The following is a 24846-nucleotide window of genomic DNA, read 5'->3' on the forward strand; positions in this document are numbered from 1 at the left end:
CCATGGTCATTTGGACTTGATGAAACTAATCATAAATAAAAGAGGAATATAGCCATATAGAAAAGTGAGACCGGAGTAACTTACAACTTTTTCTAACATTTGCTTAAAAAGGATATCCTCTGCGTTACTCGTAATGAAGAAATAACCAACAAGCAGGAAAAAGAGAATAAATGTTGGTGTTAGCTTTGTAAAGGTCAGTTTGATGATTCGAACGGATGACCACAAATACGTGCAAACGACTGGGATAAAAACCAATAGCCATGTAAAGATGAAAATAAACTCAAATCGTTCTAGAAAAGGCAGCTGGATACTTTTAATCATGGTCAAGGTGGGCCACGATAAGTGTTGAAGTTTCCCTTGTGTGAAGTATACAAAAGTTAATACGGTGATAACTAGGTATAAGATTGTTGTGTAGAGCAAACCGTAATGTCCCCACTTACTAGACTTTATCCCGTTTTTAATAAAAGGAAAAAACACTAAGATCGTCTCTAAGCCCAAGTACATGAATCCACTTTCTTTTGCTGAGAGCAGATAGTCCTTGAAATCGTGAGTAAGGAAGGGTTTGATGTAGGTATAATCTACATTTCTAAATAAATAAATAAAAGATAGCGTCAAAAAGGTGGGGATGATAACCCCCCAAAACGCTATACCCGCAATTAATCGAAAACCGCCAGAAACAATATAGTACACACACAAACAGATAAGGAGAGATAGTTCCCAAGAAGCAATCCCATCGAACACCCAAATCTGGAGAATATCTATATAAGACTGGATGGCTGTTAGTCCTACCATTAAAAAATAAATGGCCACCAAAATGTTTAGAATGCCTCCTGCATATTTACCAAGTAAATCAGTATGGAAGGATATGATATCGCCTCGGCTAGAATTTCTCATGATATGCATCATCATGAGGAAAATAATGTGTAAGCTTAAGCCCACTGCCAAAATCGAAACCCACGCATCCTGTCCTGCTCCTTTTGCAATTTCGGATTGAAATTTTAATACTCCAATGCCAGTTTGCGTCGCATGAATGAGGAAAAACATGAAATAGGGTGAAACCATTGTATTTTCCTTAACCTTTACTTGCATCCGTAATCATCCTTATTCGTTAAACATTTAAGCCTGAATTAATTATCTCTAAATGAACTTTTACGTTAATGGGTAAACTAGGATACTTCTCATAAAACTTCTTTTCATTCCAAACCCTCATTTTGGACCTGACAATGTTACCAATCCCTAATGGGTCAACTTCCTTTTCCTTTAGTGTTACCAAAAGCCCGTCCACTCTTTTTTTCACTTCAGCTTCTATTAATTGCTTCAAAAGCTCATTTTCTTTTTCATTCGAAAGCTGAATCCATTCAGGATATTGACTTACTGTCCAACGTAATTTTAAGGTTAGATTCAACTCAGGATGATTCAAATTGGATTTTTTTATTTCCCATTTTTGACTGCTCTTATGACCACGAGTGATGATAGTGCCTTTTTTCCCCCTATGTTCTACATCCATCTTTAAGCTGCCTTCACCCCGTTTATTTTTAAGAGTCGAAAAAATAAGCGTCTGTTCTTCATTTAACATAAGCTTTAGCTTGTCATCCTTAAAGATTCCAATGCCTTTCACCATCATCTTCATTTGGTCATCTATTGAAATCACAGGAATATAGGCGTCCATTCCTTGCCCATAAAAATGATTTAAGAAGACATGAAGATTCGTTTTCGGTAAGTATTGCCTAGTCATATTATGCTGGATAATATCAATTAAATTAAGCGAATCTCCCTTACTAAATTTCTTTAGAACAGACTCCGCTGAATGCTCAGAAACAGCCAGTTGAATACTAGTCCCAAGCTCTGGGTTAATAATAAATCGTTCGACCATATCACCAATACCAGACTCTGCATACTTCTTCCCTAACACAATCACTCTAATTTTTGCCAACTTAATAGGCGTGTCTGTATGCTTATCTAATTTTTCGTAAAATAAATTTCCGGCAGGTGCTTTTTCTTTTATTAATTGAATATTATCCGAGTCTTTACTTTTCGTGTATTTCGGATAAAGTGCCGTCCCAACTAGCTGGTCCTCCTCTTTATCAAGCCCGAAGACATGAATCATGCTTACTTTATCAATGGTTCTCATTCTCGTACATCCCATCAGGCTGAATAAACATATAGATATCAAAAATAAGGTCTTTCTATTTCGCCTTTTTTTCAACTTTATCTCCACTTTCCTATAGGAGTTATTCGGAATTAAGACCTTCCTCAGGGTCTTGATTCATCTTGGCCTCATACTTTTTCATAGTAAGAGGTCTTAAAAAAGAGGGACGTTTATTCAAATTAGTAAACGGCGGTCTACTAAAAGAATGACCGATACCGCCTTTTCGATAGGGGTATAAAGGTAAAAAATAAGGATTACCCAAAGATTTTAGCCGCATTAAATGTCCAATTAAAAGAATGATTCCAATGTAAATACCAAATCCTCCATATAAAGCAGCAAGGAGAATAAAAGGATATCGAAGGATTCGAACAGCATTGGACATTTTATAAATGGGAGTCGTAAAGGACGACAATGCAGATAACGCCACGATGATTAATAAAATATTACTTGTTAAAGCTGCCTCAACGGTTGCCTGCCCAATAACAATTCCACCAACAATCCCGAGTGTTTGACCAATTTTTGTCGGCAGTCTAGCCCCCGCTTCTCTCAGAAATTCAATGGTTAATTCTAGAAACAAAACCTCCATTACGGGAGGAAATGGAACATTCGCTCTTGAATAAACAATCGGTCCTAATAAATCCTTCGGTACTACCTCATAATGGTAGGTTATAATTGCCACATAAAAAGAAGTCGAAAAGATAGAAAACAACATCCCAATAATTCGGATGAGTTTAAAAAATGTGGCTACCACCCAAGGCAAATAATAATCTTCAGGGGAAGAGAAAAAGTCCATGATATTCGATGGTCCCGTCACGACATAGCATGATTTATCACTTATGAGCGCCACATGCCCCTGAATTAATGAATAAACGGCTTTATCGACTCTCTCCGTGGTGATATATAGTGGAAAAGGAGTACTACTATGATCCGATATCATTTGTTCCAATTGCGTGTTATCCAATAAGACATCAATATCAAGATCTGAAATCCGCTGCCTTACGGTCTTCACATATTCCGGATTTGTGATACCCTCTAAATAGGAAACCACAACCTTTGTTTTCGATCTCTTTCCAACCACAAACTCCTCAAAGATAAGATCAGATGTCACGAGTTCACTTCTTAATAAGTGAAGATTCGTATTGAGGTCCTCGATAAACCCCGTTTTCGGACCAATGACACTAAACTCATTCTCTGTATCATTTGTTTCCCGCATGCCATAACGGGAATTATCCAAGCTAATAAGAACACAAGCCTGTTTATTTTCACTTAGTTGAATCATGACATGGCCTTCATGAAGACTCTTTTCTACCTCTTTTCCATCACTCGATACCTTAATACCTTCAATCGGTATAACACGCTTGATATCTTCCAGGTTATGGATGGATTCTATGTTTTCCATAAGGCATGGGAGGAGAGATTGATGAAATAAATCTATATTAATTAAAGTAGTGTAAAAACTAACTTGCACTCGATTGTTTGAATCAATCGGAGATAAACAAGAAAAGTCGCTAGATTTCTTTGCCTTTTCAAAAACCTCATCAATGGTTGTCAGCTGTGTATCATACGTACTCACGTTAGCTCGTTTGATTCTTTTCCTGAACATTTATCCACCAAATCCCAAATAAAATGTAAAACCACCCAATTTTAGTATGTTTCAACCAAGATAAATTATGTTTTTATTTACATGATCAAAAAAAAGCACCCTTTCCTTCAAAAGGTTTGAAGGAAAGAGTGCTTTTGGGTACGGTATTTTATGCTGCTTTCTGAATGGAAGAAATATATTCTTTCCCTTTTTTAGAATCAAATCTACCTTCCCATTTTGACATTACGATGGCTGCTAGTGAGTTTCCGATTACGTTAACTACGGTACGAGCCATATCTAGAATTCTATCGATACCTGCGATGAACGCTAGGCCTTCCAGCGGAATGCCTACTGTTCCTAATGTAGCTAATAGGACAACAAAGGAAACGCCTGGTACTCCAGCAATGCCTTTAGAGGTAACCATTAACACTAACATTAAGGAAATTTGCTGTGAAATACTTAGATCGATTCCATACATTTGTGCGATAAAAATAGCGGCTAGTGCTTGATACAGCGTAGAACCGTCTAAGTTAAAGGAATAACCTGTAGGCACGACAAAAGAAACAACGTCTTTTGGACATCCGTATTTCTCCATTTTTTCCATCACTTTTGGTAAGACGGTTTCTGAACTAGCTGTAGAATAGGCCAAAATCAGTTCGTCTTTTAAAATCTTTACAAGATGAAGTAAACTCGCTCCACATAACTTCGCAATACCACCTAAAATAACAATGATAAAGAATATCATGGTTCCATATACGCTAATCACTAATTTACCCAGCGGAATTAACGACTCTACACCAAATTTTGAAACGGTTACACCTATTAAGGCAAATACGCCAAATGGGGCAAATTTCATAATCTGATTGGTTACCCAGAACATTGCATCTGCTGTACCCTGGAAGAACGCCAGAACCGGTTTTCCTTTTTCACCGATGGCCGCAATTCCTAAACCGAACATAACAGCAAAGAAAATGATGGCAAGCATGTCCCCTCTTGCTAAAGCATCGATGATATTACTCGGAATAATATTGACAAAGGTATCAGCAAAACTATGACTAGTTGCTTCACTTGTTGCATCCACATACTTTTGAATATCACCTTTTGCCAGCTTCGACATATCCACGCCTACTCCAGGCTTGAATATATTCGCTGCAAATAATCCTACAAGAATCGCGATCGTTGTAACGATTTCAAAATAAAGAATGGTCTTCCCGCCGAGTTTCCCTAACTTTTTCATATCCCCGGTTCCTGCAACCCCAAGAATAAGCGTAGAAATAACGATTGGAACGACAATCATTTTTATCAAGCGGATAAAGATATCCCCAACCGGCTGTAAATAGGTACTAACCGCAGGGTTTCCGTAAAAAATGGCTCCAACAATAATCCCCAAAACCAACCCGACAAGAATTTGATACGCTAAACCAAATTTAATCTTCTTCATTTAATAGCCTCCCCTTATTTTCTTATGAAAGCGCTTCAGTAATTTTCTGTAAATTATAAAATGTAAGATAATGATACAGGCAACTTATTAAATCCTACGAAATCCGACATGAGTGAATAAATTTGTAATCTTATTTTAATTTCCAGATAAAAAAATCCCTTCTCTTTCTAAAGAGCTGGGAAAGGATTTTCTTATGAAGGTTGATTATATTTTTCTGCCGTATCAAGGTATAAGACTTGGAGGAACTTTTTTATATTAATTTTTACTTTCGATGTACCAGTAGTATCTGAATCTATTTCTTTCATCCGCACTCTTATTTCTTGAAAATCGAAATAACGGGGTGCATAGTATTCAAATTTGGGGTTGGTATAATCGAAGGTTCCTAACGAAGCTAAGTTGTTAAGTGCTGCCATAATGGCTCTGCGGATACGCTGTTCAATTGATTTCGTTTCCTTTTTAACATCTTTTTGAGAGCTGCAAATGTTTTCGTATAATTCCTTAAGAGGGGGCAATAATGCAGCGGAATCTTTACGCTTTAGTAAAAACTCCATCATCAATACCATATCCTCACTGCCTGCTTCGCCAATAATACCCATTTCATTTAATATGGAATGGACGATTTCTTTTACATTTCGTTGTTTTGGGGTCACCTTTTCTGAACCCACGTAGGCCAGCGATTCACGGATGGCCATTAACGATTGTTTTAGGCGGAATTGCTCGGAAGTTTTTTTCAGAATGCTTTGGACTTCTAACCGATTGATCGGTTTATGAATAAAGAACTCAATTCCCTTTTCATAGGCTTCCCCCACCATTTCCTTATTGACTACTTGAGAAATCATGATGAATTGCCCTTGAAACCCTCGTTGTCGCAAACTTTCAATCGTTTCAATTCCGTCCAGTTTTGGCATTAAAAAGTCGATTAAGACCACATCAGGATGGATCGAAAGGATGGGTGATAGGGAATCAACTCCAGAACCGGCTTCGCCAACTACGACTCCAAGGCTGCCCTCTGTAATGATTTTCTCTAGCATTCTGCGACTTGCTGTATCATCGTCTACAATAAAATAGCGCATGTTCCTTCACCTCTTCCTAATGTTTTCAGCAGGCAGCAGAATTCGAAAGGTCGTCCCTTCTTCTGTCTGTGATTCTACTTTAATTTGGCCGTGAAGCGTATGTACAATTTCATCGACATGTGAAAGACCAATGCCTGTTGCCGCAACTCCATGATCATTGAATTTAGTTGTATAGCCCGGTTCAAAGATGATGGATAAATCCTTCTCGTGAATTCCACTTCCGGAATCTTTTATGATGAATGAAATGTACTCCTCAGATTCCTCATTTATTTCAATATCAATTTTCCCTTTTTCCGAAATGGCTTCAACAGCATTAGCAGTCAGATTATTCAATAATGCCAGCAGTTGGATTTGTTGATGCGTGAGAAAATCAGTGGTCATTTTTAGATTAAAAAAGATTTTCTTCCCTAACATACCACTATATTTTTCATTCGCTGAAACCACAAATCCTAGAACATCAGATAGAAAAAGGTCATCGTTACCTTTTTGAATCGTTATTTTTGAGAGACCTGAAAGAATTCGCTGTGAATCTTTTTTCACTTCATGTATTTCTTGAGCGATGAGCAAGGCTTGTACACTTAACTCAACCTGATTGCTCTTCTTTAATTTTCGATATAATTCATGGCTAGATGCCGTAATTTGTTCGATATGATTCAGTGATTTCTGTAAATAGAGGGTCTCTGAATATAATTCCGAACCAACCTCAAGCATTTCCTGCATTCGCCTTTTTTGTTCTGAAACCGTGATGGAGCTATAAATTCCCACGACAAAGTAACTGCGAAGTAAGGCAACTCCAAATAATAATGCCAATTCCTGAAAACCTAAATTTGCATGGTTTAAGAACAAGGAACGCACGATGTGCTCTGCACCGTTTCCGATAAACTCGATACCTGCAGCAAAAGAGCCTAGGAGAAGGGGAAACGTTTTGTATTTCTCTATTTTAATGATGCTAAGACCCAGTCCAAATAAGAAGTAAAACAGAAATGCAGGCAGATGATGCTTGATGCTTGCAAGGAACTGTTCAGGCTCTACCATGATATCAGCTAGAATCCGAAAACAAACGACGAACAAACCCGTGAAAATCCCCGTTCGAACCAATGATGCCGGGGGATGAATAAGAATAATTAGAAAAAAGGTGATACTCCCTAATCCAAACCGAAAAGCCTCTCCATTGAAGGGAGTCACTTTAATTTCACTGGCGAGTGCTGTTAAAAGAGCCGTAAGAAGTAACGAAACCCATTTAGACTTAGTAAAAAACAACTGAAAAAAGGAATAGGAAGAAAACATTTATGACTCCTCTAAAGAATAATGGTTTAATGAATACAATAAATATTCTAGACAAAAAAGATAAGCTAGACAAGGAAAACCATGGGGAAGGTTCTGCTGGCAAAAAAAGCCGGCGAACCGTCCCCATGGACCTTGTAGTTTGACTGAATTTATTGTATATTGAAAATGCAAGCGTTTGCACTAAGTGTTTTACTCATTTGTAAGCAATTTCTATCGAGAGATTAATAGACTGGAAGTTTCTGCATTATAGAGACTTACCTGTTAATTGACTCTTTATGGAAAGTTGCACAAAATAACGCTTCTTTTTTTACACACTTGCGCAAGCGTTTGCACAAAAAGTAAAAGGGGGTAATCCTGTCAATGAGAAAAACCACAAAAAGGACTTTCTCCATCATCATGACTGCGATTATGCTTTTGAGCTTGTGGATGCCTTATATCCCAAGCCAGGAAGCTTCTGCAGCCGAGACGAAGGTGGAGACAACCGCTTCAACTGATCGCGAGATTCGTTTCACGTACATTCGTGACGATAAAACATTTGGCGATTGGAACATTTGGACTTGGAATACTGGCATTAGTGATGGTCAAGTCAATTTCGATTCTTATCAAGACAACTACGCCACTGCTACTATTCCAGTAAGCTCAGAAACTACGCAAATGGGCTTTGTCCTTCGGAGCACGTATGACTGGAATACCGCACAAAAGGAATTTGGCGACCGTTTTATTCCAGTTAATAAGAATGACAGTATTACGAAGGCTTATATCACAAGTGGCGTAGAACAAATCACCATCGTTCCAGACGGATCCGCCCCTGTTATCGACAAGGGGAACGCGACGTTCTATTATCGTGATAAACTGCTTTTTGCAAACGATGGTATGGATACAATACAAAAGGTAGAATTAAACTTCGATGGAAAAACAACTCCAATGACGTTTGAACCAGAGAATGAGAGATTTGTAGTTACATACAACAACATTCCGAATGGCAAAAACGAATATACCTACCTTGTGACCAAAAAAGATGGCACAACGGAGGAAGTAAGTGACCCTTACAACAGTGTGAATGGCATTTCAGTAATAGATTTCCAGAATGCCAATCTAACAGTTTCGGGGACCGTTCAGCCTGCAGTGATGGACTACAATCAAAATGCTGTTCTGACAGTTGATGTACAGGGATTGACGGATGAACTGAAAGTCAGCAAAATGTTTGCGGACATCTCTTCCCTTGGTGGTAGAGAGCAGCTTGAGATTGACCCGGCGTTAAAAGAAATCAGTATTGCCGTGGATGACGATATCACAGCAGGAATAAAAGCAATTCCTCTTACTGTGATTGACTCCTACGGAAACTACTATAATAGTTCAGCTTCAGTAGAGGTGAAAGCCCGCCTGGACGTTGGGGAAAATGACTTTGACTGGGATGAAAGCATTATCTACTTCATGCTGACAGACCGGTTCTTTGATGGCGATTCTACAAACAACGACCCGTATAATCAGAAATACGATGCCAAAAACGACCGTGGAACCTATCAAGGAGGAGACTTCAAAGGCATCTCTGAAAAATTAGATTACTTGGACAATCTTGGTGTCAACACCATCTGGATCAGCCCAATCGTGGACAACATTAAGTACGATGTGCGCTATAACAATCCGGAAGGCCATTCCTACTATGCCTACCATGGCTACTGGGCAAATAACTTTGGCCAATTGAACCCTCACTTCGGAAGTATGGAAGATTTCCATAACCTGATTGACGCAGCCCATGAACGCGGTATCAAAATCATGGTCGACGTAGTCGTCAATCACACTGGTTATGGATTAAAAGAAATCGATGGAACTGTGGCAAATCCGCCTGCAGGCTACCCAACTGATGCAGACCGCACCATGTTCAGCTCCCTTCTTCGCCAAGGTTCTACGGTTGGAACCGATGAGGTTGTGGGTGAGCTCGCAGGTCTTCCTGATTTAAAAACCGAAGATCCAGCCGTCCGAAAAGCGATCATTGACTGGCAAACTGACTGGATTGAAAAGTCTAGGACAGCAAAGGGAAATACCATCGACTACTTCCGTGTGGATACGGTAAAACATGTCGAGAAAGCTACCTTAGCGGCATTTAAAAATGAACTAACCAAAATCATGCCGGAACACAAAATGATTGGTGAAGTCTGGGGCGGAAGCGCTGACAATAACGGCGGATATCTTGAGTCAGGCATGATGGATTCCCTGCTTGACTTTGGATTCAAAGACATCGCTCACAATTTCGTAAACGGACAACTAAAAGGTGCAAATGATGCCATGATTGCCCGCAACGGAAAAATCGATAACAGTGCCACTCTTGGCCAATTCCTCGGAAGCCATGACGAAGATGGATTCCTCTATAAGGAAGGAAATGACAAAGGCAAGCTGAAGCTGGCAGCATCCCTGCAGGCAACAGCAAAGGGCCAGCCGGTCATCTATTACGGCGAAGAGCTTGGCCAAAGCGGTGCCAACAACTATCCACAGTATGACAACCGTTATGACCTTGCCTGGAATCAAGTAGAAAACAATGATGTTCTACAACACTATACGAAGGTCTTGAACTTTAGGGCTGATCATTCAGAGGTGTTTGCCAAAGGTGAACGCTTGACACTCGGCGGCTCTGACAGCGACAAGTTCCTTGTTTTTGCCCGCAATTACAAAAACGAAGCAGCATATGTCGGCTTAAACATCTCAGACAGCGCCAAGGAAGTTGCTTTTACCTTGGATTCCCAAGACACAGTTGTTACAGACCATTATTCAAATCAGACTTACAGTGCTTCAGCAAATGGCACAGTCACAATAACCATCCCAGCAAAAGCAGACGGCGGTACGGTCCTGCTTACAGTGGAAAACGGCAGTATCACGGCTGCAGCAGCTGCTGACAGTGAAGGTGGAGAAGACGGCACAGTTGAACCCGTTCCTGCGAACCACCTCCGTATTCACTACAACCGTATAGATGGTAATTATGAAAATTACGGTGCGTGGCTGTGGAATGACGTCGCTTCCCCTTCTGCCAACTGGCCCGTTGGAGCAACGATGTTTGAAAAAACAGATAGCTACGGAGCCTATATTGATGTACCGCTTAAAGAGGGTGCGAAAAACATTGGATTCCTCGTCATGGACGTAACCAAGGGGGATGCAGGTAAAGACGGCGGAGACAAAGGGATTACGATTACATCACCAGAAATAAACGAAATCTGGGTCAAGCAAGGATCGGATAAGGTCTACACCTATGAGCCAGTAGATTTGCCGGCAAACACCGTCCGCATCCATTATGTTCGTGACAACAGCGATTACCAAAATTTCGGAGCATGGCTCTGGGGTGATGTTGAATCACCATCTGCCAACTGGCCGACAGGTGCCTCCCCGTTCTCCGGCACAGACCGCTACGGCGCGTATGTTGACGTAAAGCTGGCGGATACAGCGAAAAACCTCGGCTTCCTTGTGATGGATGTAACCAAAGGCGATGCGGGTAAAGACGCTGGAGACAAGTCTTTCAACCTGCTGGACAAATATAATCACCTTTGGATTAGACAAGGCGACAACAATGTCTACATCTCACCTTATTGGGAGCAGGCAACGGGAATCGTAAAAGCAGAAGTCATCTCTGAAAATAGTATTCTGCTTGGTTTTACGATGACAGAAGGTCTGACACCAGACAGCTTGAAAGGCGCACTTGAGATCAAGGATGCTGACGGCGGTACAGTATCCGTTGAATCGGTTGAAATTACTGGAGCCACTTCTGCAAAAGTAACAGCATCATTCGACAATGAAAAACTTCCATTATCCGTCACGTATGCAGGCAGGACCGTATCAGCCTCTACGGGCTGGAGAATGCTTGACTCTATGTACGGATACGACGGAAATGACCTTGGCGCAGCCTATCAAGACGGCGCTGTCACCCTTAAACTTTGGGCTCCAAATGCAAGCAAGGTCGTGGCAAACTTCTTCAATAAGGAAAATGCAGCTGAACAAATCGGCAGCATAGAACTGACAAAAGGTGAAAAAGGAGTTTGGTTCGCTGAGGTTAATCCGGACGACCTGAACACAGCTGATTTAGAGGGTTATTTTTACCAATACGAAGTGACAAATGCTGGAGTAACAAACAAAGTCCTTGACCCCTATGCCAAGTCAATGGCAGCCTTCACGGTCAATACGAAGGGTAATGCTGGTCCTGATGGAGATAGTGTCGGTAAGGCAGCGATTGTTGACTTAAGCAGCACAGACCCTGAAGACTTTGATTTTGCAAACATCAAAGGGTATGAAAAACGCGAAGATGCCATCATTTACGAGGCACATATTCGTGACTTCACTTCTGACCCGACCATCGAGGGGGATCTGAATGCAAGATGGGGATCCTACACCGCCTTCATTGATAAACTCCATTATCTGAAGAAAATGGGCATCACACACGTGCAGCTGCTTCCTGTAATGGCGTGGTATTATGGTGATGAAACCAAGATGGGACAACGAGAGCTTGACTACTCGGCCGGAGGAAATGAATACAACTGGGGCTATGATCCGCATAGCTACTTCTCTCCAGATGGCTCCTATTCAGAAGATCCAAGTAATCCTGAAGCGCGCGTCAAAGAGCTGAAAAAATTAATTGATGCCATCCATGATGCCGGTATGGGCGTAGTCCTTGATGTGGTTTACACGCATATGGCCAAATCAAGCCTGTTAAATGACATTGTTCCAAACTACTATGCATTCCAAGACGATAAGGGCAACTTCCTCGGCGGGTTCGGAAACAACCTGGCAACAAGCCATAAAATGGCTGAAAAGCTGATGGTCGACTCAGTAAAGTACTGGTTCGATGAGTACAAAATCGATGGCATGAGATTTGACATGATGGGTGATGCTACCTACCCTTCTATTCAAAATGCATATGATGCCGCAGCTTCCATCAATCCAAATGCCCTGTTCATCGGTGAAGGCTGGAGAACATTTGCCGGCCATATCAGCGAGCCTGAACTAAAAGGAATGGGCGCGGACCAGGATTGGATGGACAAGACGGACAATGTCGGAGTATTCTCTGATGAAATCCGCAATGAATTGAAATCTGGCTTCGGTTCAGAAGGCGAGCCAAGATTTATCACAGGCGGAGCAAGAAGCATCGATACCATTTTTAACAACATTAAAGGCCAGCCGTCCAACACTTCTGAGGATGATCCTGGTGATATGGTTCAATACATCGAGGCGCATGACAACATGACACTTTATGATGTAATCGCCCAATCGATTAAAAAGGATCCTTCCATTCCGGAAAACAATCTGGAGATTCATAAACGGATCCGCATCGGAAATTCTCTGATTCTGACTTCACAGGGAACCGCCTTCCTGCATGCAGGACAGGAATACGGCCGGACAAAGCAATGGCTTGGTGAAGGTGTGCCGGAACAGAAATACCATGAACTGAGAGACGCACAAGGCAGCTCATTTGGATATTTTATTCACGATTCTTACGATTCATCGGATGCCATCAATATGTTTGACTGGCAGAAGGCTGTGAATAAGAAACAATATCCAATCAATACAGAGACGCGCGAGTTTACTCAAGGTTTGATTGAACTAAGGAAATCAACAAATGCTTTCCGTTTGGGCGACCAACAGCTAGTTAACCAAAATGTAAGCCTGCTTGACCTTCCTGAAATAAAGGATTGGGACCTTGTAATCGCTTATAAAGCTGTCTCCACTGACGATACTGGAACCTACTATGTGTTCGTCAATGCCGATACTAAGACACGGACTTTGACACTTGGAGATGTTAACCTCTCTAAAGGCAAGATAGTCGTCGACAGCGACGAAGCAGGCGCAACCCCAGTTTCCAAAAAGTCAGGCTTCTCACTTAAGAATGGAACGCTGACCATTGACCCATTAACAACGATCGTAATCAAAGTGAAATAGTGTCCATGTGTGTCCATGGGGACGGTTCTGCTGGTCTTTTATGGTATTAATGTAGACCACAAGAACCGTCCGAGACCACTGAAAAAGTCTATTTTTGAAAAACAAGAAGGCAGTTACCTACAATATGTAGATAACTGCCTTCTTTAATTTAGGCTCTTTTCGTAAACTTTGTTGCTTTCTGTACAAATACCATAGGTAACTTCAGACAAGCTTGATGAATTTAAGAGTCATCGTGTCCGAACCAGGGGTGACTTCAGACAAGCTTGATGAATTTAAGAGTCATCGTGTCCGAACCTGTGGCAACTTCAGACAAGCTTGATGAATTTAAGAGCCATCGTGTCCGAACCTGTGGCAACTTCAGACAAGCTTGATGAATTTAAGAGCCATGGTGTCCGAACCAGAGGCGACTTCGGACAAGTTTGATGAATTTTAGAGTCATCGTGTCCGAACCAGAGGCGACTTCGGACAAGTTTGACTTTTTCGGTAGTCTCGAACCCGTCCCCACGGTCTTTAAGGAATCATCCATGAAAATACATTGCTTTGCAGGTAGGTGATGATACATATAAGCAGTAATAGGAAGAGACTATGTTTGACGGTAAAGCGCAATAGGTCTGATTCTTTTCCTGCTAGTCCCACCGCGGCACATGCAACGGCAATGGATTGCGGGGAAATCATTTTACCTGTTACCCCGCCTGATGAGTTAGCGGCAAGCGCTAATACCGGATCCATCCCAATGGATGTCGATGTCACCTGCTGCAGTTTAGCAAATAATAGATTAGCAGAGGTATCCGAGCCGGTAATGAATACCCCAAGCCATCCTAATACTGGCGAGAAGAACGGGAACAATGCCCCTGTTTTTGCTAAGACCATTCCGAGCGTCGTACTCATTCCAGAAGAATTTGTAATATACGCATATCCCACAACAGCACAAATCGTTAAGAGTGGATATTTGATTTCATTGACGGTTTCCCCAAACGTGATTGCCCAATCACGCCATGACATTCCAAGGATATATTTCGTCACAACAGAGGCTAAAAGGATAGCTGTGCCTGCTCCTCCTAAAATTTCAAGCTTGAAAACCGCAGCAATCGCTTCCCCTGATGAACCGCTAATGACTTTTTCATGCAAGAAAGGCACTTCTGGCATTAAGGTTAGAGCATGTCCTAAAGCATTGACTCCTTTTAAGATGACATTTGCACCCTCATAATGCCCAGTTATCGCTTGTTTGACCACTGGAATTCCCCATAAAGAAATAAATGCCGTTAATACTAAAAATGGAGACCATGCTTTAAATACTTGACCGCCGGTATAGCTGGTTTCTGTCCTTTTAGAAGCATTCGTTGCCAACGTTGCAGCCAACTCTTGTTCAGAAGAAAAACGGTAAATGGTTTTTGGCTTCCAGAACTTCAAGAAAATCGCTAATGCAAATAAAGAAACTAAAGCTGAAAGAATATCCGGCAATTCAGGACCTATGAAATTCGAGCTCAAATATTGTGTTATAGCAAAGGTAATACCTGAAACCAATATCGCTGGCATGACTTCCCAAGCTTTTTTAAAACCTGCCATCATTACCACCAGATAAAAAGGAATAAAAACGGAAAGAAGTGGTAATTGACGCCCAACCATTTTTGAAATTTCCATGGCTGGAATTCCTGTAGGTCCTTCCATGGCCGTAATTGGAATTCCAATGGCGCCGAATGCAACAGGTGCTGTATTCGCAATCAAACATAGACCTGCAGCATATAAAGGATTAAATCCAAGTCCCACTAATAAGGCAGCCGAAATGGCGACTGGTGCCCCAAAGCCTGCTGCCCCTTCAAGAAAAGCACCAAAAGAAAAGGCGATTAATAATGCCTGTAAGCGTCGATCTTCTGTAATAGATAAAACAGAACTGCGAATAATATCAAATTGTCCTGTTTTCACCGTGATTTTATAAAGAAAAACAGAAGTAATAATAATCCAGCCAATCGGTGTTAATCCATAAACACCGCCTTGAACCGCGGACATGACAGCGGTTTCAATCGGCATCTTGTAAAACGTTACCACAAGAAGCAACGCAATAAGTAACGTTGTTAATCCCGCCACATACCCCTTCATTTTCTTGATGGCCAATGCCCAGAAAAAATAGAGAATTGGAATCAGAGCAACGATAGCTGACCACGTAAGACTTTCCCCAACCACAGTAAAATTTTGTGTAAATGACAAAATGGCTCCCCCTTTTAATGTTTCTTTCTCTTACAATTGAAAAAGTAATCGGTTTCATTTTTTCGTTAATCAATAGATATGGTCATCAGATGACCGTCTGTTTGTAATTATATTTTTTATGTAAATACTTTTCAATAACTTTATAAAATTTTTTGAAAAAAATAAAAACGCCTTCTTCATGTATAATATAAATATCAATAAGATGAGGTGGATCGGCTTGGAATATAAAAAAATCAAACCAAAAAAAATATATGAGGAAGTTACCGAAGCGCTGCATGAAATGATTCGAAACGGACAATTGGTGCCCGGGAGTAAGCTTGAATCTGTGCAGCAGCTGGCAGAGAACTTTCAAGTTAGCAGGTCAGCTATACGTGAAGCACTATCTGCTTTGAAAGCAATGGGATTAGTCGAAATGAAGCAAGGAGAAGGAACGTTTATTAAAGAATTTGATGCAAAGCAAATGACCTTTCCCCTATCAACCGCCATCCTTATGAAAAAAAAGGATGTAATCCATCTTTTAGAAGTGAGAAAAATTATTGAAACGGGTACAGCTGGTTTAGCAGCAAAAAATCGAAGTGAAGAAGATTTAGCAGCGATGACCAAAGCTCTCGAAGAAATGAAGCGGGTTAAAGGCGACGAAGAGCTGGGAGAGAAGGCGGACTTTCAGTTTCACTTAGCGGTATCTTCCGCAGCCAGCAATCCAATATTATCCACTTTACTCGATCAAGTATCAGAGCTTATGATCGAAACGATGAAGGAAACAAGGCGTTTATGGTTATTCTCTAAACAAACAACGACAGAAAACTTAGTAAAAGAACATGCTAAAATCTTTGATGCCATCCTAGAAAGGAACGAAGAAAAGGCTCAGATGGCTATGATTGAACATCTCGAAAATGTCGATAATATCCTTAATAAATATTTTTTTGAAACGACTAAATAGAAATTCAAAGAAACCAATGATGAAGCCTTCATACAATTTGAAGGCTCTTTTTCACCACACACCTTAAAGTGAAAATTTTTTTAAAAAAATCAATGCAAGCACTTACAACTTTTTGATAATTTGTTATAGTATAAATAATAGATATGGCTTAGTATATTCAGGTCATCAGATGACCTGTTGATTAAAAAACAGAATAAGAATATAAGTTTAGGTATAAGGGAGCGAGGAAAATGAAGGTCACCCTTTTTGCTACTTGTTTAGTAGATATGTTTCAAGGTGATGTTGGTAAAGCAACAGTGGAAGTACTAGAAAGACTCGGATGTGAAATTGATTTTCCAGAATCACAAATTTGCTGCGGCCAGCCTGCCTATAACAGTGGGTACGTAAAAGAATCCAAAGAAGCAATGAAAAGTATGATTACTACCTTTGAACATGCAGAGTATGTCGTTTCACCAGCTGGTTCCTGTGCCTATATGTTTAAAGAATACCCTCACATCTTTAAGGGCGATCCTGTTTGGGAGCCAAAAGCGAAAGCCCTGGCGGATAAAACCTATGAATTCACGGAGTTTATCGTCGATGTGTTAAAAGTCGAGGATGTGGGTGCAGAATTAGAAGGAAAAGCAACCTTCCACACCTCCTGTCATATGACAAGATTACTAGGTGTCAAACAAGCACCGATGACCCTTTTAAGTCATGTAAAGGGGTTAAACTTTACCGAGCTGCCAGGTAAAGAGAGATGCTGTGGATTCGGAGGGACATTCTCCGTTAAAATGGGGAATATTTCAGAGCAAATGGTCGATGAAAAGGCTTGTACAGTGGAAGAAACCGGAGCAGATATTTTAATTGGCGCGGATGCTGGCTGCTTAATGAATATTGGCGGACGCATGAATCGAAAAGGCATGCCGGTGAAAGTCATGCATATTGCAGAGGTCCTAAATAGCCGATGAAGAATAGATAACATGATAAAAAGGGGGATGACCAATGTCGATGAAAACAAGCGAAGATAAGTTTACGGACCGCGTTGATAAAGGGCTGCACGATTCCTTCATGCGCGGTGCGGTTTCGAGTGCCCAAGGGCGATTTCAATCACGTCGTTTAAGTGCTGCCGAAGAGTTAGGGAACTGGGAGGAATGGCGCTCACACGGGGAAGAAATCCGCCAGCATGTACTGGAAAACCTAGACTATTATTTATATCAGCTAAGTGAAAATGTCGCGAAGCGTGGAGGACATGTCTTCTTTGCGCAAACTGCTGAAGAGGCAACGGAGTATATTAAGAATGTGGCGGAAAAGAAAAATGCGAAAAAGATTGTAAAATCCAAATCGATGGTGACGGAAGAAATCAATTTAAATGCAGGTCTTGAGCAATTAGGCTGTGAAGTAATTGAAACCGATCTAGGAGAATACATCTTGCAAGTGGATGACCACGAGCCTCCTTCTCACATTGTTGTTCCTGCGCTCCACAAAAATAAGGAACAAATCCGCGATGTTTTTAAAGAAAAGCATGGATATCAACAGACAGAAAAACCTGAAGAGCTCGCTTTACATGCACGTGAAAAACTGCGTCAGGAATATTTGAGTGCTGATATCGGAATCACAGGATGTAACTTTGCCATTGCGGACACCGGCTCGATTACCCTCGTGACAAATGAAGGAAATGCCGATTTGGTATGCGCCTTACCGAAAACACAAATTACCGTTATGGGCATGGAAAGACTGGTTCCATCCTTTGAAGAGATGGAGGTCCTTGTTAGCTTGTTAACGAGAAGTGCTGTAGGGCAGAAACTGACAAGCTATATCACCACGTTAACAGGCCCGAAAGAGGACGGCGATGTCGACGGACCCGAAGAGTTTCACCTGGTCATTGTCGATAACGGCAGATCGGACATTCTTGGCGGTGAATTCCAATCGATTCTTCAATGCATCCGCTGTGCAGCCTGTGTAAATGTCTGTCCCGTTTATCGGCATGTCGGCGGTCATTCATACGGCTCCATCTATTCTGGTCCTGTCGGTGCGGTGCTTTCACCGTTACTTGGCGGATATGATGATTATAAAGAGTTACCATATGCCTCTACTTTATGCGGGGCCTGTACAGAGGCATGTCCGGTGAAGATTCCGCTCCATCAGCTTCTTCATAAACATCGCCAAGTCATCGTGGAAAAAGAAGGACGAGCTCCGATATCTGAAAAGCTTTTGATGAAGGCATTCGGTTTTGGTGCATCCTCCCCTGCTCTTTATAAATTTGGTTCAAAACTAGCAGCACCAGTCATGTCACCATTTACGAAGGATGATAAAATCTCAAAAGGTCCGGGACCATTAAAAGCATGGACAGAATCCAGAGATTTCCCAGCACCAAATAAAGAAAGATTCCGTGATTGGTTTAAAAATCGTCCACAAGGAGGGAATCCATCATGACCGGTATCATACAGAATCGCGAGACTTTTTTAGGAAAAATCGCCAGCTCACTTGGCCGTAAACAAAAAATGGAAATAGAAAAACCGGTCTGGAATTTTCATCCCCAAGATGAAGTTCTAAAAGGCGCTACACAAGATGAGCTTGTAGAGGTATTGCGAGAACAATGTAAAAATATTCATACGAATTTTGTCATGACCTCAACGGCTTCGCTATCGGACTCACTACAAGAAGTGATAAACCACTATGGCGGCGGACCCATTGTCACATGGAAAGATGAGCGCTTTTCTCAATTTGGTCTCGAAAAGTTAATGAAGGAAGAATGGCCTCAGGAGGGGATTGATCTTCATATTTGGGATCATACAAAAGGCGAAGAAAATATCATGAAGGCCGAGGCTGCCAATGTCGGAATTACCATCAGTGATGTAACACTGGCAGAATCAGGCACAGCAGTTCTCTTCAGCAGCAAGGATAAAGGCAGAACTGTCAGCTTTTTACCGGCGACTTCTATCATTATTATTCCGAAAAGCAGCATCGTTCCCCGCATGACACAAGCGGCCCGTATCATAAATGAAAAAGTAAAAAACGGCGAACAAATCGCCTCCTGCATCAACTTCATCACAGGACCAAGCAACTCAGCAGACATCGAAATGATCCTAGTCGTTGGCGTGCATGGACCCATTAAAGCAACCTACATCATTGTAGATGATATTTAATAAAAAACAACTCATCTTAAAAAAGATGAGTTGTTCTATTTAAGAAACAAATGATTAGTCGTGCTTCATTTCATTAAAAACCAACGCTCATTGTGTCTGGATGTGATCCTGCACGACTGTCTTGATGGAGTCCATCGATTTTTTCCATATCTTCTGCGGATAATTCAAAATCAAAAACGTTTGAGTTATCAATCATTCGTTGTTCTTTAACAGACTTTGGAATCGTAATGACCCCATGTTGAAGATCCCAGCGCAAGATAACTTGTGCGACGGATTTATTATATTTATGAGCGATCTCTTCAAGAATAGGATGGTTTAGAAGCTGGCCTTGTTTCAACGGCGACCACGCTTCAAGTTGAATCCCTTCGTTTTTACAATAGGCTAGCAGCTCTTTTTGTGTTAAATGTGGATGGAACTCTACCTGGTTGACCATCGGTTTAATTTCAGCAGAAGCGATTAAATCCTCTAAATGGTGAACCTGGAAGTTACAGACGCCAATAGCACGCACACGCCCCTGTTTGTAAAGCTCTTCAAAAGCCTTCCATGTCTCTTTATATTTATCTTTCCCTGGCCAGTGAATTAAATAAAGATCCAAGTAATCGAGCCCAAGCTTGTTAAGACTGGTTTCGAAGGCCTTCAAGGTTGATTCATAGCCTTGATCGGCATTCCAAAGCTTTGTCGTAATAAACAAGTCTTCACGGGGAACACCCGATTCTCTAATGGCTTGTCCAACACCTTCTTCATTCTTATAAAAAGAAGCGGTGTCGATACTCGTGTATCCATTCCTTATTCCTGCTTTTACAGACTGGATAACCTCTTCCCCATCGGTTACTTTAAAAACGCCCAATCCCATCCATGGCATTTTCACACCATTATGTAAGGTAGTGGTGTCCTTTAAATTTGTTGGCATCCTATTTTCTCCTCCTTTTTATTGCTCGATTCCTGTTTTTTTCAAAAGTGATCATTGGAACCGTCCCCGTGTCCCTTTAGCCCCTTGCAGCCTGCACCTTAGCAATATATTGTCGTGCATATTCGGTGATTTTTTCGTATTCTCCTGTTTTGGCTGGTGCTACTAGGTTGCCGCCTACTCCAACCGCGACACATCCATTATTGATCCATTGTTCAACGTTATCTAAATCCACTCCGCCAGTTGGCATGATGTTTACTTGTGGAAGCGGTGCTTTAATGGATTTCACAAACTCAGGACCAAATGCATTCCCAGGGAACAATTTAACGATATCCACTCCAGCTTCTAGTGCACGTTTGATCTCGGTGATCGTCATGCAGCCTGGCATATAAGGCACTTGATAGAGATTACATAGCTTTGCCGTTTCCTCATCAAATGCGGGACTAACAACGAACTCCGCTCCTGCTAGAATCGCAATTCTGGCTGTTGCAGCATCAAGAACCGTACCTGCCCCAATCACCACATTACTATGATCCTTATACAAGGAAGCTAATTCTTTAATCACTTCATCGGCGCCTTGCACGGTAAAGGTAACCTCAATTCCTTGAATACCACCCTCAACACAGGCTTCGGAAATCTTAACGGCCTCTTCCTTTGAATCTGCCCTGACAACAGCCACAACTCCACATTCAGTCACTTTTGATAAAATATTAATTTTTTTCATCATGTCCATCCTTTCTGCTAATCCATTCTTTTTAAAAAAATAATAGTAAAATAATTGGCTATATTAAATGATTGATTTTACAAACTGCCTCTATTTAACGTATCATATAGTAGAATGATGTTTCATAATAAACAACATATAAATGGAATATCTTCTAAATTTCACCAATAAAAGAGGTAGAATGTAATGTCTAATGTTCAATCCATTGAACGTGCCCTAACCATATTAAACAAGCTTTCCGAATACCCCGACGGCCTTCAAATTGCGCGTCTGACGGAGCAGGTTGGTCTAACCAAAAGTACGATTCATCGTCTGTTAGCTACTTTAGTAAGTATGAATTATGTGGTAAAGGATGAAGAAACAGACAAATATAAACTCGGATTACAGGTCCTCTTTCTTTCTAGAAACCTATTAAATAACTCAAGTATTGTGACGATAGCAAAACCTTATCTCGAGAAACTATCACAAGAAGTCAATGAAACCGTTCATCTATGCATAGAGGATCACGGAGAAGTGATTTATATCGATAAAATTGAAAGTAATCAGACCATCCGAATGTATTCTCGCATTGGAAGCCGTGCTCCCATGTATTGTACAGGTGTAGGAAAGGTATTACTCTCAGATGCTGCTCTAGACCATCTTGAACAAGTGATTTCAAATACTGAGTTTATTCCCAAGACTCCGTACACAATCACCTCAAAGGAAGCCTTTTTAAAAGAAATTGAAATGGTTAAGATCCAAGGTTATGCATTAGATAATTCTGAGAATGAAGAAGTTTTAAGATGTATCGCTGCACCAATCTACGATCACAAAGGAAAAATCATTGCAAGCTTTAGTATTTCGGGACCGAGTAATCGTGTGACAATGGAATTGATCAACAGTGCATTAATTGAAAAAATGAAACAGTATAGTATAGCAATCTCAAGGAACCTAGGATACTCTGGTTCTTGATGATAGGTGGTATTCTCGAATCCTTCGAGAATACCCTTTTTTATAAAGGCTGCGTTCTAACTGAAAGTTGATTTGAAAAATAAACGGAGAAATTCCGGTTAAATTGGGAAATACCCATATTTCCCTAATTATAAGGGGAGTTTTTCCGCTTATATTGTCCATATCCTTGGATTTTGTCTTTTTTAGAGCAGTTAACCGGAATATCGAGACTGTCGATTAACTCATTTAACCTTTTAGAAAACGAAGATTCCAACTATTTTCTACCTAAATAGATATAAAAAACTATAAAAAGTAGCTAAAAAAGCAAATATTTGGTCACAATTTCATCAAATTGGAGTTGCTGAATTTCACTTGCATAATTAATCGACAGTCTCATATCTCCGCCTATATCAGCTTCTTTAGCGCCCTCTACATACATTAGCCGGAAATTCTCCGTCTATTATTCCTACACGAAAATCAACAATGAATACTAACAGAGCTTTTATTAAAGAACACTAAAAGCAAAAGCAAAGAAAACGCTAAAAATGGTTTTCTTTACTTTTGCAAACAACTAAAGCTCTACTTTCGAGCCTTTCATATAACCTTCTAAACTCTCTCGATCAGGTAAACCGTCATTATCTCCTGGTGACATGACGGCAAGAGCCCCAATGGCTGCCCCGCGTTTAACCGCTTCCTCGATAGGAAGACCTTCCAGTATTCCGCTGACCACACCAACAGCAAAGCCATCACCAGCTCCTACTGTGTCGACTACTTTCTCTACAGGGAAACCCTCCGTATAAAATGCTTCTCCTTCAGAGCTGGTAAATGCACCTTTTGCCCCAAGCTTGATGACAACGGTTTTTACACCCGCAGCATGATAGTAAGCCGCAATCTCATGAACGTCTTCGCTGCCTGTTAACAGCTTCGCTTCTTCAATACCAGGAAGAACGATGTCTGCCTGACAAGCTAGATCATTAATAACTTGAGCCATTTCCTGTTTATCAGACCAGAGACCGGGACGCAAATTAGGATCATAAGAAATTTGCACTCCCCTTGCTCGTGCCTCTTTCATCAATTCATAAACCATCTCCCGGCAGCCAGTCGACAATGCTGGCGGGATGCCTGTCAAATGAATATGGTCGAAGCCATCCCAGTTCAAATTTGCAATGGTTTCAAGATTCATATGGGAAGCTGCAGAATTCTTGCGCGCGGAGAACACTTCCGGGTCACCGCTTGCCACCTTTTGCTTCCACTGCATTCCCGTCAAAAGATGAGGATCATATGACACATAACGAGTATCAATTTTGTTCATTTGCAGGAATTTTTCGATGTTTTTCCCAAATGGGTCGCTTCCCAATTGGGTAATATACGTAACAGTATGTCCTAAACGAGACATACCGATAGAGAAGTTAACCTCAGCACCTGCAACAAATCGATTAAAACGATCAACATTTTCTAATGGACCCTCTTGCTCTGCAACAAAAAGTGCCATAGGTTCCCCCACTGTAATAATTCGACTCATGTGAATTCCTCCCTGAATGTAAAGAGAGACATAGATATGTCTCCCTAGGTTATTAAGCCGTAAGTTTTTCCCCTTTTTTACTTCCTAAATCCCCATTTTTCTTTTTCATATAATTAGAATAATAAGCTGCCAATATAGGTACGACTATCGATGTAACAATGACGGACGTTGCCACCATCGCAGTAGCGGATTGTGCTGCTGTAAGAAATTCCGGTTTCATTTCGGCAATCAGCATTGGGTTGGCTACTGCAGCCCCGGCTGTACTAGAAGCAGCAAGTCCTGCTGTGCCATTGCCTTTTCCGATAAATTTATCTGCCAGCATTAATGGAACACCTGTAATAATGATGACGAGAACACCTAGTAAAATACCACTAAGACCTGTTTTTCCAATTACCGCTAAGTCAATCGTGTTACCTAAAGCAAAACCAAAGAATGGAATCATTGTTTCTGTCGCTCTACTAAAGAATTCACGTAAATCTTTATCAAGGTTACCAAGAGTAAAACCAATTAGGAAAGGTAATACTGCACCAACAAAAGCTTGCGGTTCAAACACAGCTACACCCGTACTGCCTAAAATCAACATGGTTACTAACGGGCCTGATTCAAGGGACATTAAGACAAATGCGCCCGCATCTTCTTTTGAGCCATATTGCTGCATAATAGAGGCATAAAGACCACCATTTGTCATATCCATTGCGGCTACTAGCGCAAGAACGGTAAATCCAGCAAATATACCTGTTTGTATTCCAGCAACCGGCAGGAATTGCATAGCAATAACGGCAACTACCCATGCAACCGCTATCTTTGTAATGACAAGTGTTCCTGATTTTAATAAAACCTTACCTGATGCTTTAATATTGATACTTGCACCCATACAGAAAAACCATACTGCTAAAATTGGAACCGTACCTGATATCAATCCATTGGTAAATCCTCCGAAATACTCGCCCGCTCCGGGTGTAAACGTATGGACAAGGGCCCCTAATATTAATGGAACTAACATTAATCCACCTGGGATTTTTTTAATTGACTTCAAAATATTCAT

General features: G+C 41.0%; 18 protein-coding genes. 6 read left to right on the forward strand and 12 right to left on the reverse strand.

The window, feature by feature from the left end; genetic code table 11:
- Nucleotides 1-6: 6 nt before the first annotated feature.
- The 6 genes from MLOOGBEN_RS13610 to MLOOGBEN_RS13635 all read right to left on the reverse strand — a co-directional run bounded on the left by MLOOGBEN_RS13610 (nt 7) and on the right by MLOOGBEN_RS13635 (nt 7532).
- Nucleotides 7-1089: a GerAB/ArcD/ProY family transporter gene (locus MLOOGBEN_RS13610; protein WP_179158811.1), complete on the reverse strand. Its 1083-nt coding sequence runs from the start codon at nt 1087-1089 to the stop codon at nt 7-9.
- Nucleotides 1090-1108: 19 nt separating this feature from the next.
- Nucleotides 1109-2218, reverse strand: coding sequence for a Ger(x)C family spore germination protein (locus MLOOGBEN_RS13615; protein ID WP_368737786.1), 1110 nt, complete (start codon nt 2216-2218; stop codon nt 1109-1111).
- 13 nt (nt 2219-2231) lie between these two features.
- Nucleotides 2232-3752 (reverse strand): spore germination protein, encoded by a 1521-nt coding sequence (locus tag MLOOGBEN_RS13620; RefSeq protein WP_179158813.1) that lies wholly within the window; start codon nt 3750-3752, stop codon nt 2232-2234.
- Nucleotides 3753-3900: 148 nt separating this feature from the next.
- On the reverse strand, nt 3901-5172 hold the full coding sequence (locus MLOOGBEN_RS13625) for a cation:dicarboxylate symporter family transporter (protein ID WP_179158814.1): 1272 nt from the start codon (nt 5170-5172) through the stop codon (nt 3901-3903).
- A gap of 191 nt (nt 5173-5363) precedes the next feature.
- A complete protein-coding gene (locus MLOOGBEN_RS13630) occupies nt 5364-6245 on the reverse strand; it encodes a response regulator (RefSeq protein WP_179158815.1) in 882 nt (293 codons plus the stop codon).
- A 6-nt stretch (nt 6246-6251) separates the two neighbouring features.
- Nucleotides 6252-7532, reverse strand: a complete 1281-nt coding sequence (locus MLOOGBEN_RS13635) for an ATP-binding protein (RefSeq protein ID WP_179158816.1) — start codon at nt 7530-7532, stop codon at nt 6252-6254.
- A gap of 360 nt (nt 7533-7892) precedes the next feature.
- Here MLOOGBEN_RS13635 and MLOOGBEN_RS13640 point away from each other — a divergent pair, with 360 nt between their 5' ends.
- Nucleotides 7893-13448 (forward strand): pullulanase, encoded by a 5556-nt coding sequence (locus tag MLOOGBEN_RS13640; protein ID WP_179158817.1) that lies wholly within the window; start codon nt 7893-7895, stop codon nt 13446-13448.
- A gap of 510 nt (nt 13449-13958) precedes the next feature.
- Here MLOOGBEN_RS13640 and MLOOGBEN_RS13645 read toward each other — a convergent pair.
- Nucleotides 13959-15653 carry an L-lactate permease gene (locus MLOOGBEN_RS13645; protein WP_218781180.1) on the reverse strand — a complete coding sequence of 565 codons (1695 nt, stop codon included), beginning with the start codon at nt 15651-15653 and terminating at the stop codon, nt 13959-13961.
- A 217-nt stretch (nt 15654-15870) separates the two neighbouring features.
- Here MLOOGBEN_RS13645 and MLOOGBEN_RS13650 point away from each other — a divergent pair, with 217 nt between their 5' ends.
- The 4 genes from MLOOGBEN_RS13650 (at nt 15871) to MLOOGBEN_RS13665 (ending at nt 19718) form a co-directional block, all read left to right on the forward strand.
- Complete coding sequence (locus MLOOGBEN_RS13650) at nt 15871-16593, forward strand: FadR/GntR family transcriptional regulator (RefSeq protein WP_256989084.1); 723 nt, start codon at nt 15871-15873, stop codon at nt 16591-16593.
- 230 nt (nt 16594-16823) lie between these two features.
- Nucleotides 16824-17540 carry a (Fe-S)-binding protein gene (locus MLOOGBEN_RS13655; RefSeq protein ID WP_179158818.1) on the forward strand — a complete coding sequence of 239 codons (717 nt, stop codon included), beginning with the start codon at nt 16824-16826 and terminating at the stop codon, nt 17538-17540.
- A 34-nt stretch (nt 17541-17574) separates the two neighbouring features.
- The gene (locus MLOOGBEN_RS13660; protein ID WP_179158819.1) at nt 17575-19005 is read left to right on the forward strand and encodes a LutB/LldF family L-lactate oxidation iron-sulfur protein; all 1431 of its coding nucleotides are present in this window, start codon (nt 17575-17577) and stop codon (nt 19003-19005) included.
- Nucleotides 19002-19718, forward strand: a complete 717-nt coding sequence (locus MLOOGBEN_RS13665; RefSeq protein ID WP_179158820.1) for a LutC/YkgG family protein — start codon at nt 19002-19004, stop codon at nt 19716-19718. The genes MLOOGBEN_RS13660 and MLOOGBEN_RS13665 overlap by 4 nt, the downstream gene beginning before the upstream one ends.
- A gap of 73 nt (nt 19719-19791) precedes the next feature.
- Here the strand turns inward: MLOOGBEN_RS13665 and MLOOGBEN_RS13670 are convergent, their stop codons facing one another.
- Entirely contained in the window at nt 19792-20628 is an 837-nt protein-coding gene (locus MLOOGBEN_RS13670) for an aldo/keto reductase (RefSeq protein WP_179158821.1), read from the reverse strand.
- Between the two features lie 76 nt (nt 20629-20704).
- Entirely contained in the window at nt 20705-21349 is a 645-nt protein-coding gene (locus tag MLOOGBEN_RS13675) for a bifunctional 4-hydroxy-2-oxoglutarate aldolase/2-dehydro-3-deoxy-phosphogluconate aldolase (RefSeq protein WP_179158822.1), read from the reverse strand.
- Between the two features lie 186 nt (nt 21350-21535).
- Here MLOOGBEN_RS13675 and MLOOGBEN_RS13680 point away from each other — a divergent pair, with 186 nt between their 5' ends.
- Nucleotides 21536-22300, forward strand: a complete 765-nt coding sequence (locus tag MLOOGBEN_RS13680) for an IclR family transcriptional regulator (protein WP_179158823.1) — start codon at nt 21536-21538, stop codon at nt 22298-22300.
- 295 nt (nt 22301-22595) lie between these two features.
- On the opposite strand, the gene MLOOGBEN_RS29250 is transcribed toward MLOOGBEN_RS13680, so the two are convergent.
- The 3 genes from MLOOGBEN_RS29250 to kdgT form a co-directional block, all read right to left on the reverse strand.
- Nucleotides 22596-22718 (reverse strand): hypothetical protein, encoded by a 123-nt coding sequence (locus MLOOGBEN_RS29250; protein WP_256989085.1) that lies wholly within the window; start codon nt 22716-22718, stop codon nt 22596-22598.
- 132 nt (nt 22719-22850) lie between these two features.
- Nucleotides 22851-23801: a sugar kinase gene (locus MLOOGBEN_RS13685; RefSeq protein WP_179158824.1), complete on the reverse strand. Its 951-nt coding sequence runs from the start codon at nt 23799-23801 to the stop codon at nt 22851-22853.
- Nucleotides 23802-23853: 52 nt separating this feature from the next.
- Nucleotides 23854-24846, reverse strand: coding sequence for a 2-keto-3-deoxygluconate transporter (gene kdgT / locus MLOOGBEN_RS13690; RefSeq protein WP_179158825.1), 993 nt, complete (start codon nt 24844-24846; stop codon nt 23854-23856).

The sequence above is a fragment of the Bacillus sp. EB106-08-02-XG196 genome (assembly GCF_013396335.1).
Lineage (GTDB): Bacteria > Bacillota > Bacilli > Bacillales > Cytobacillaceae > Neobacillus.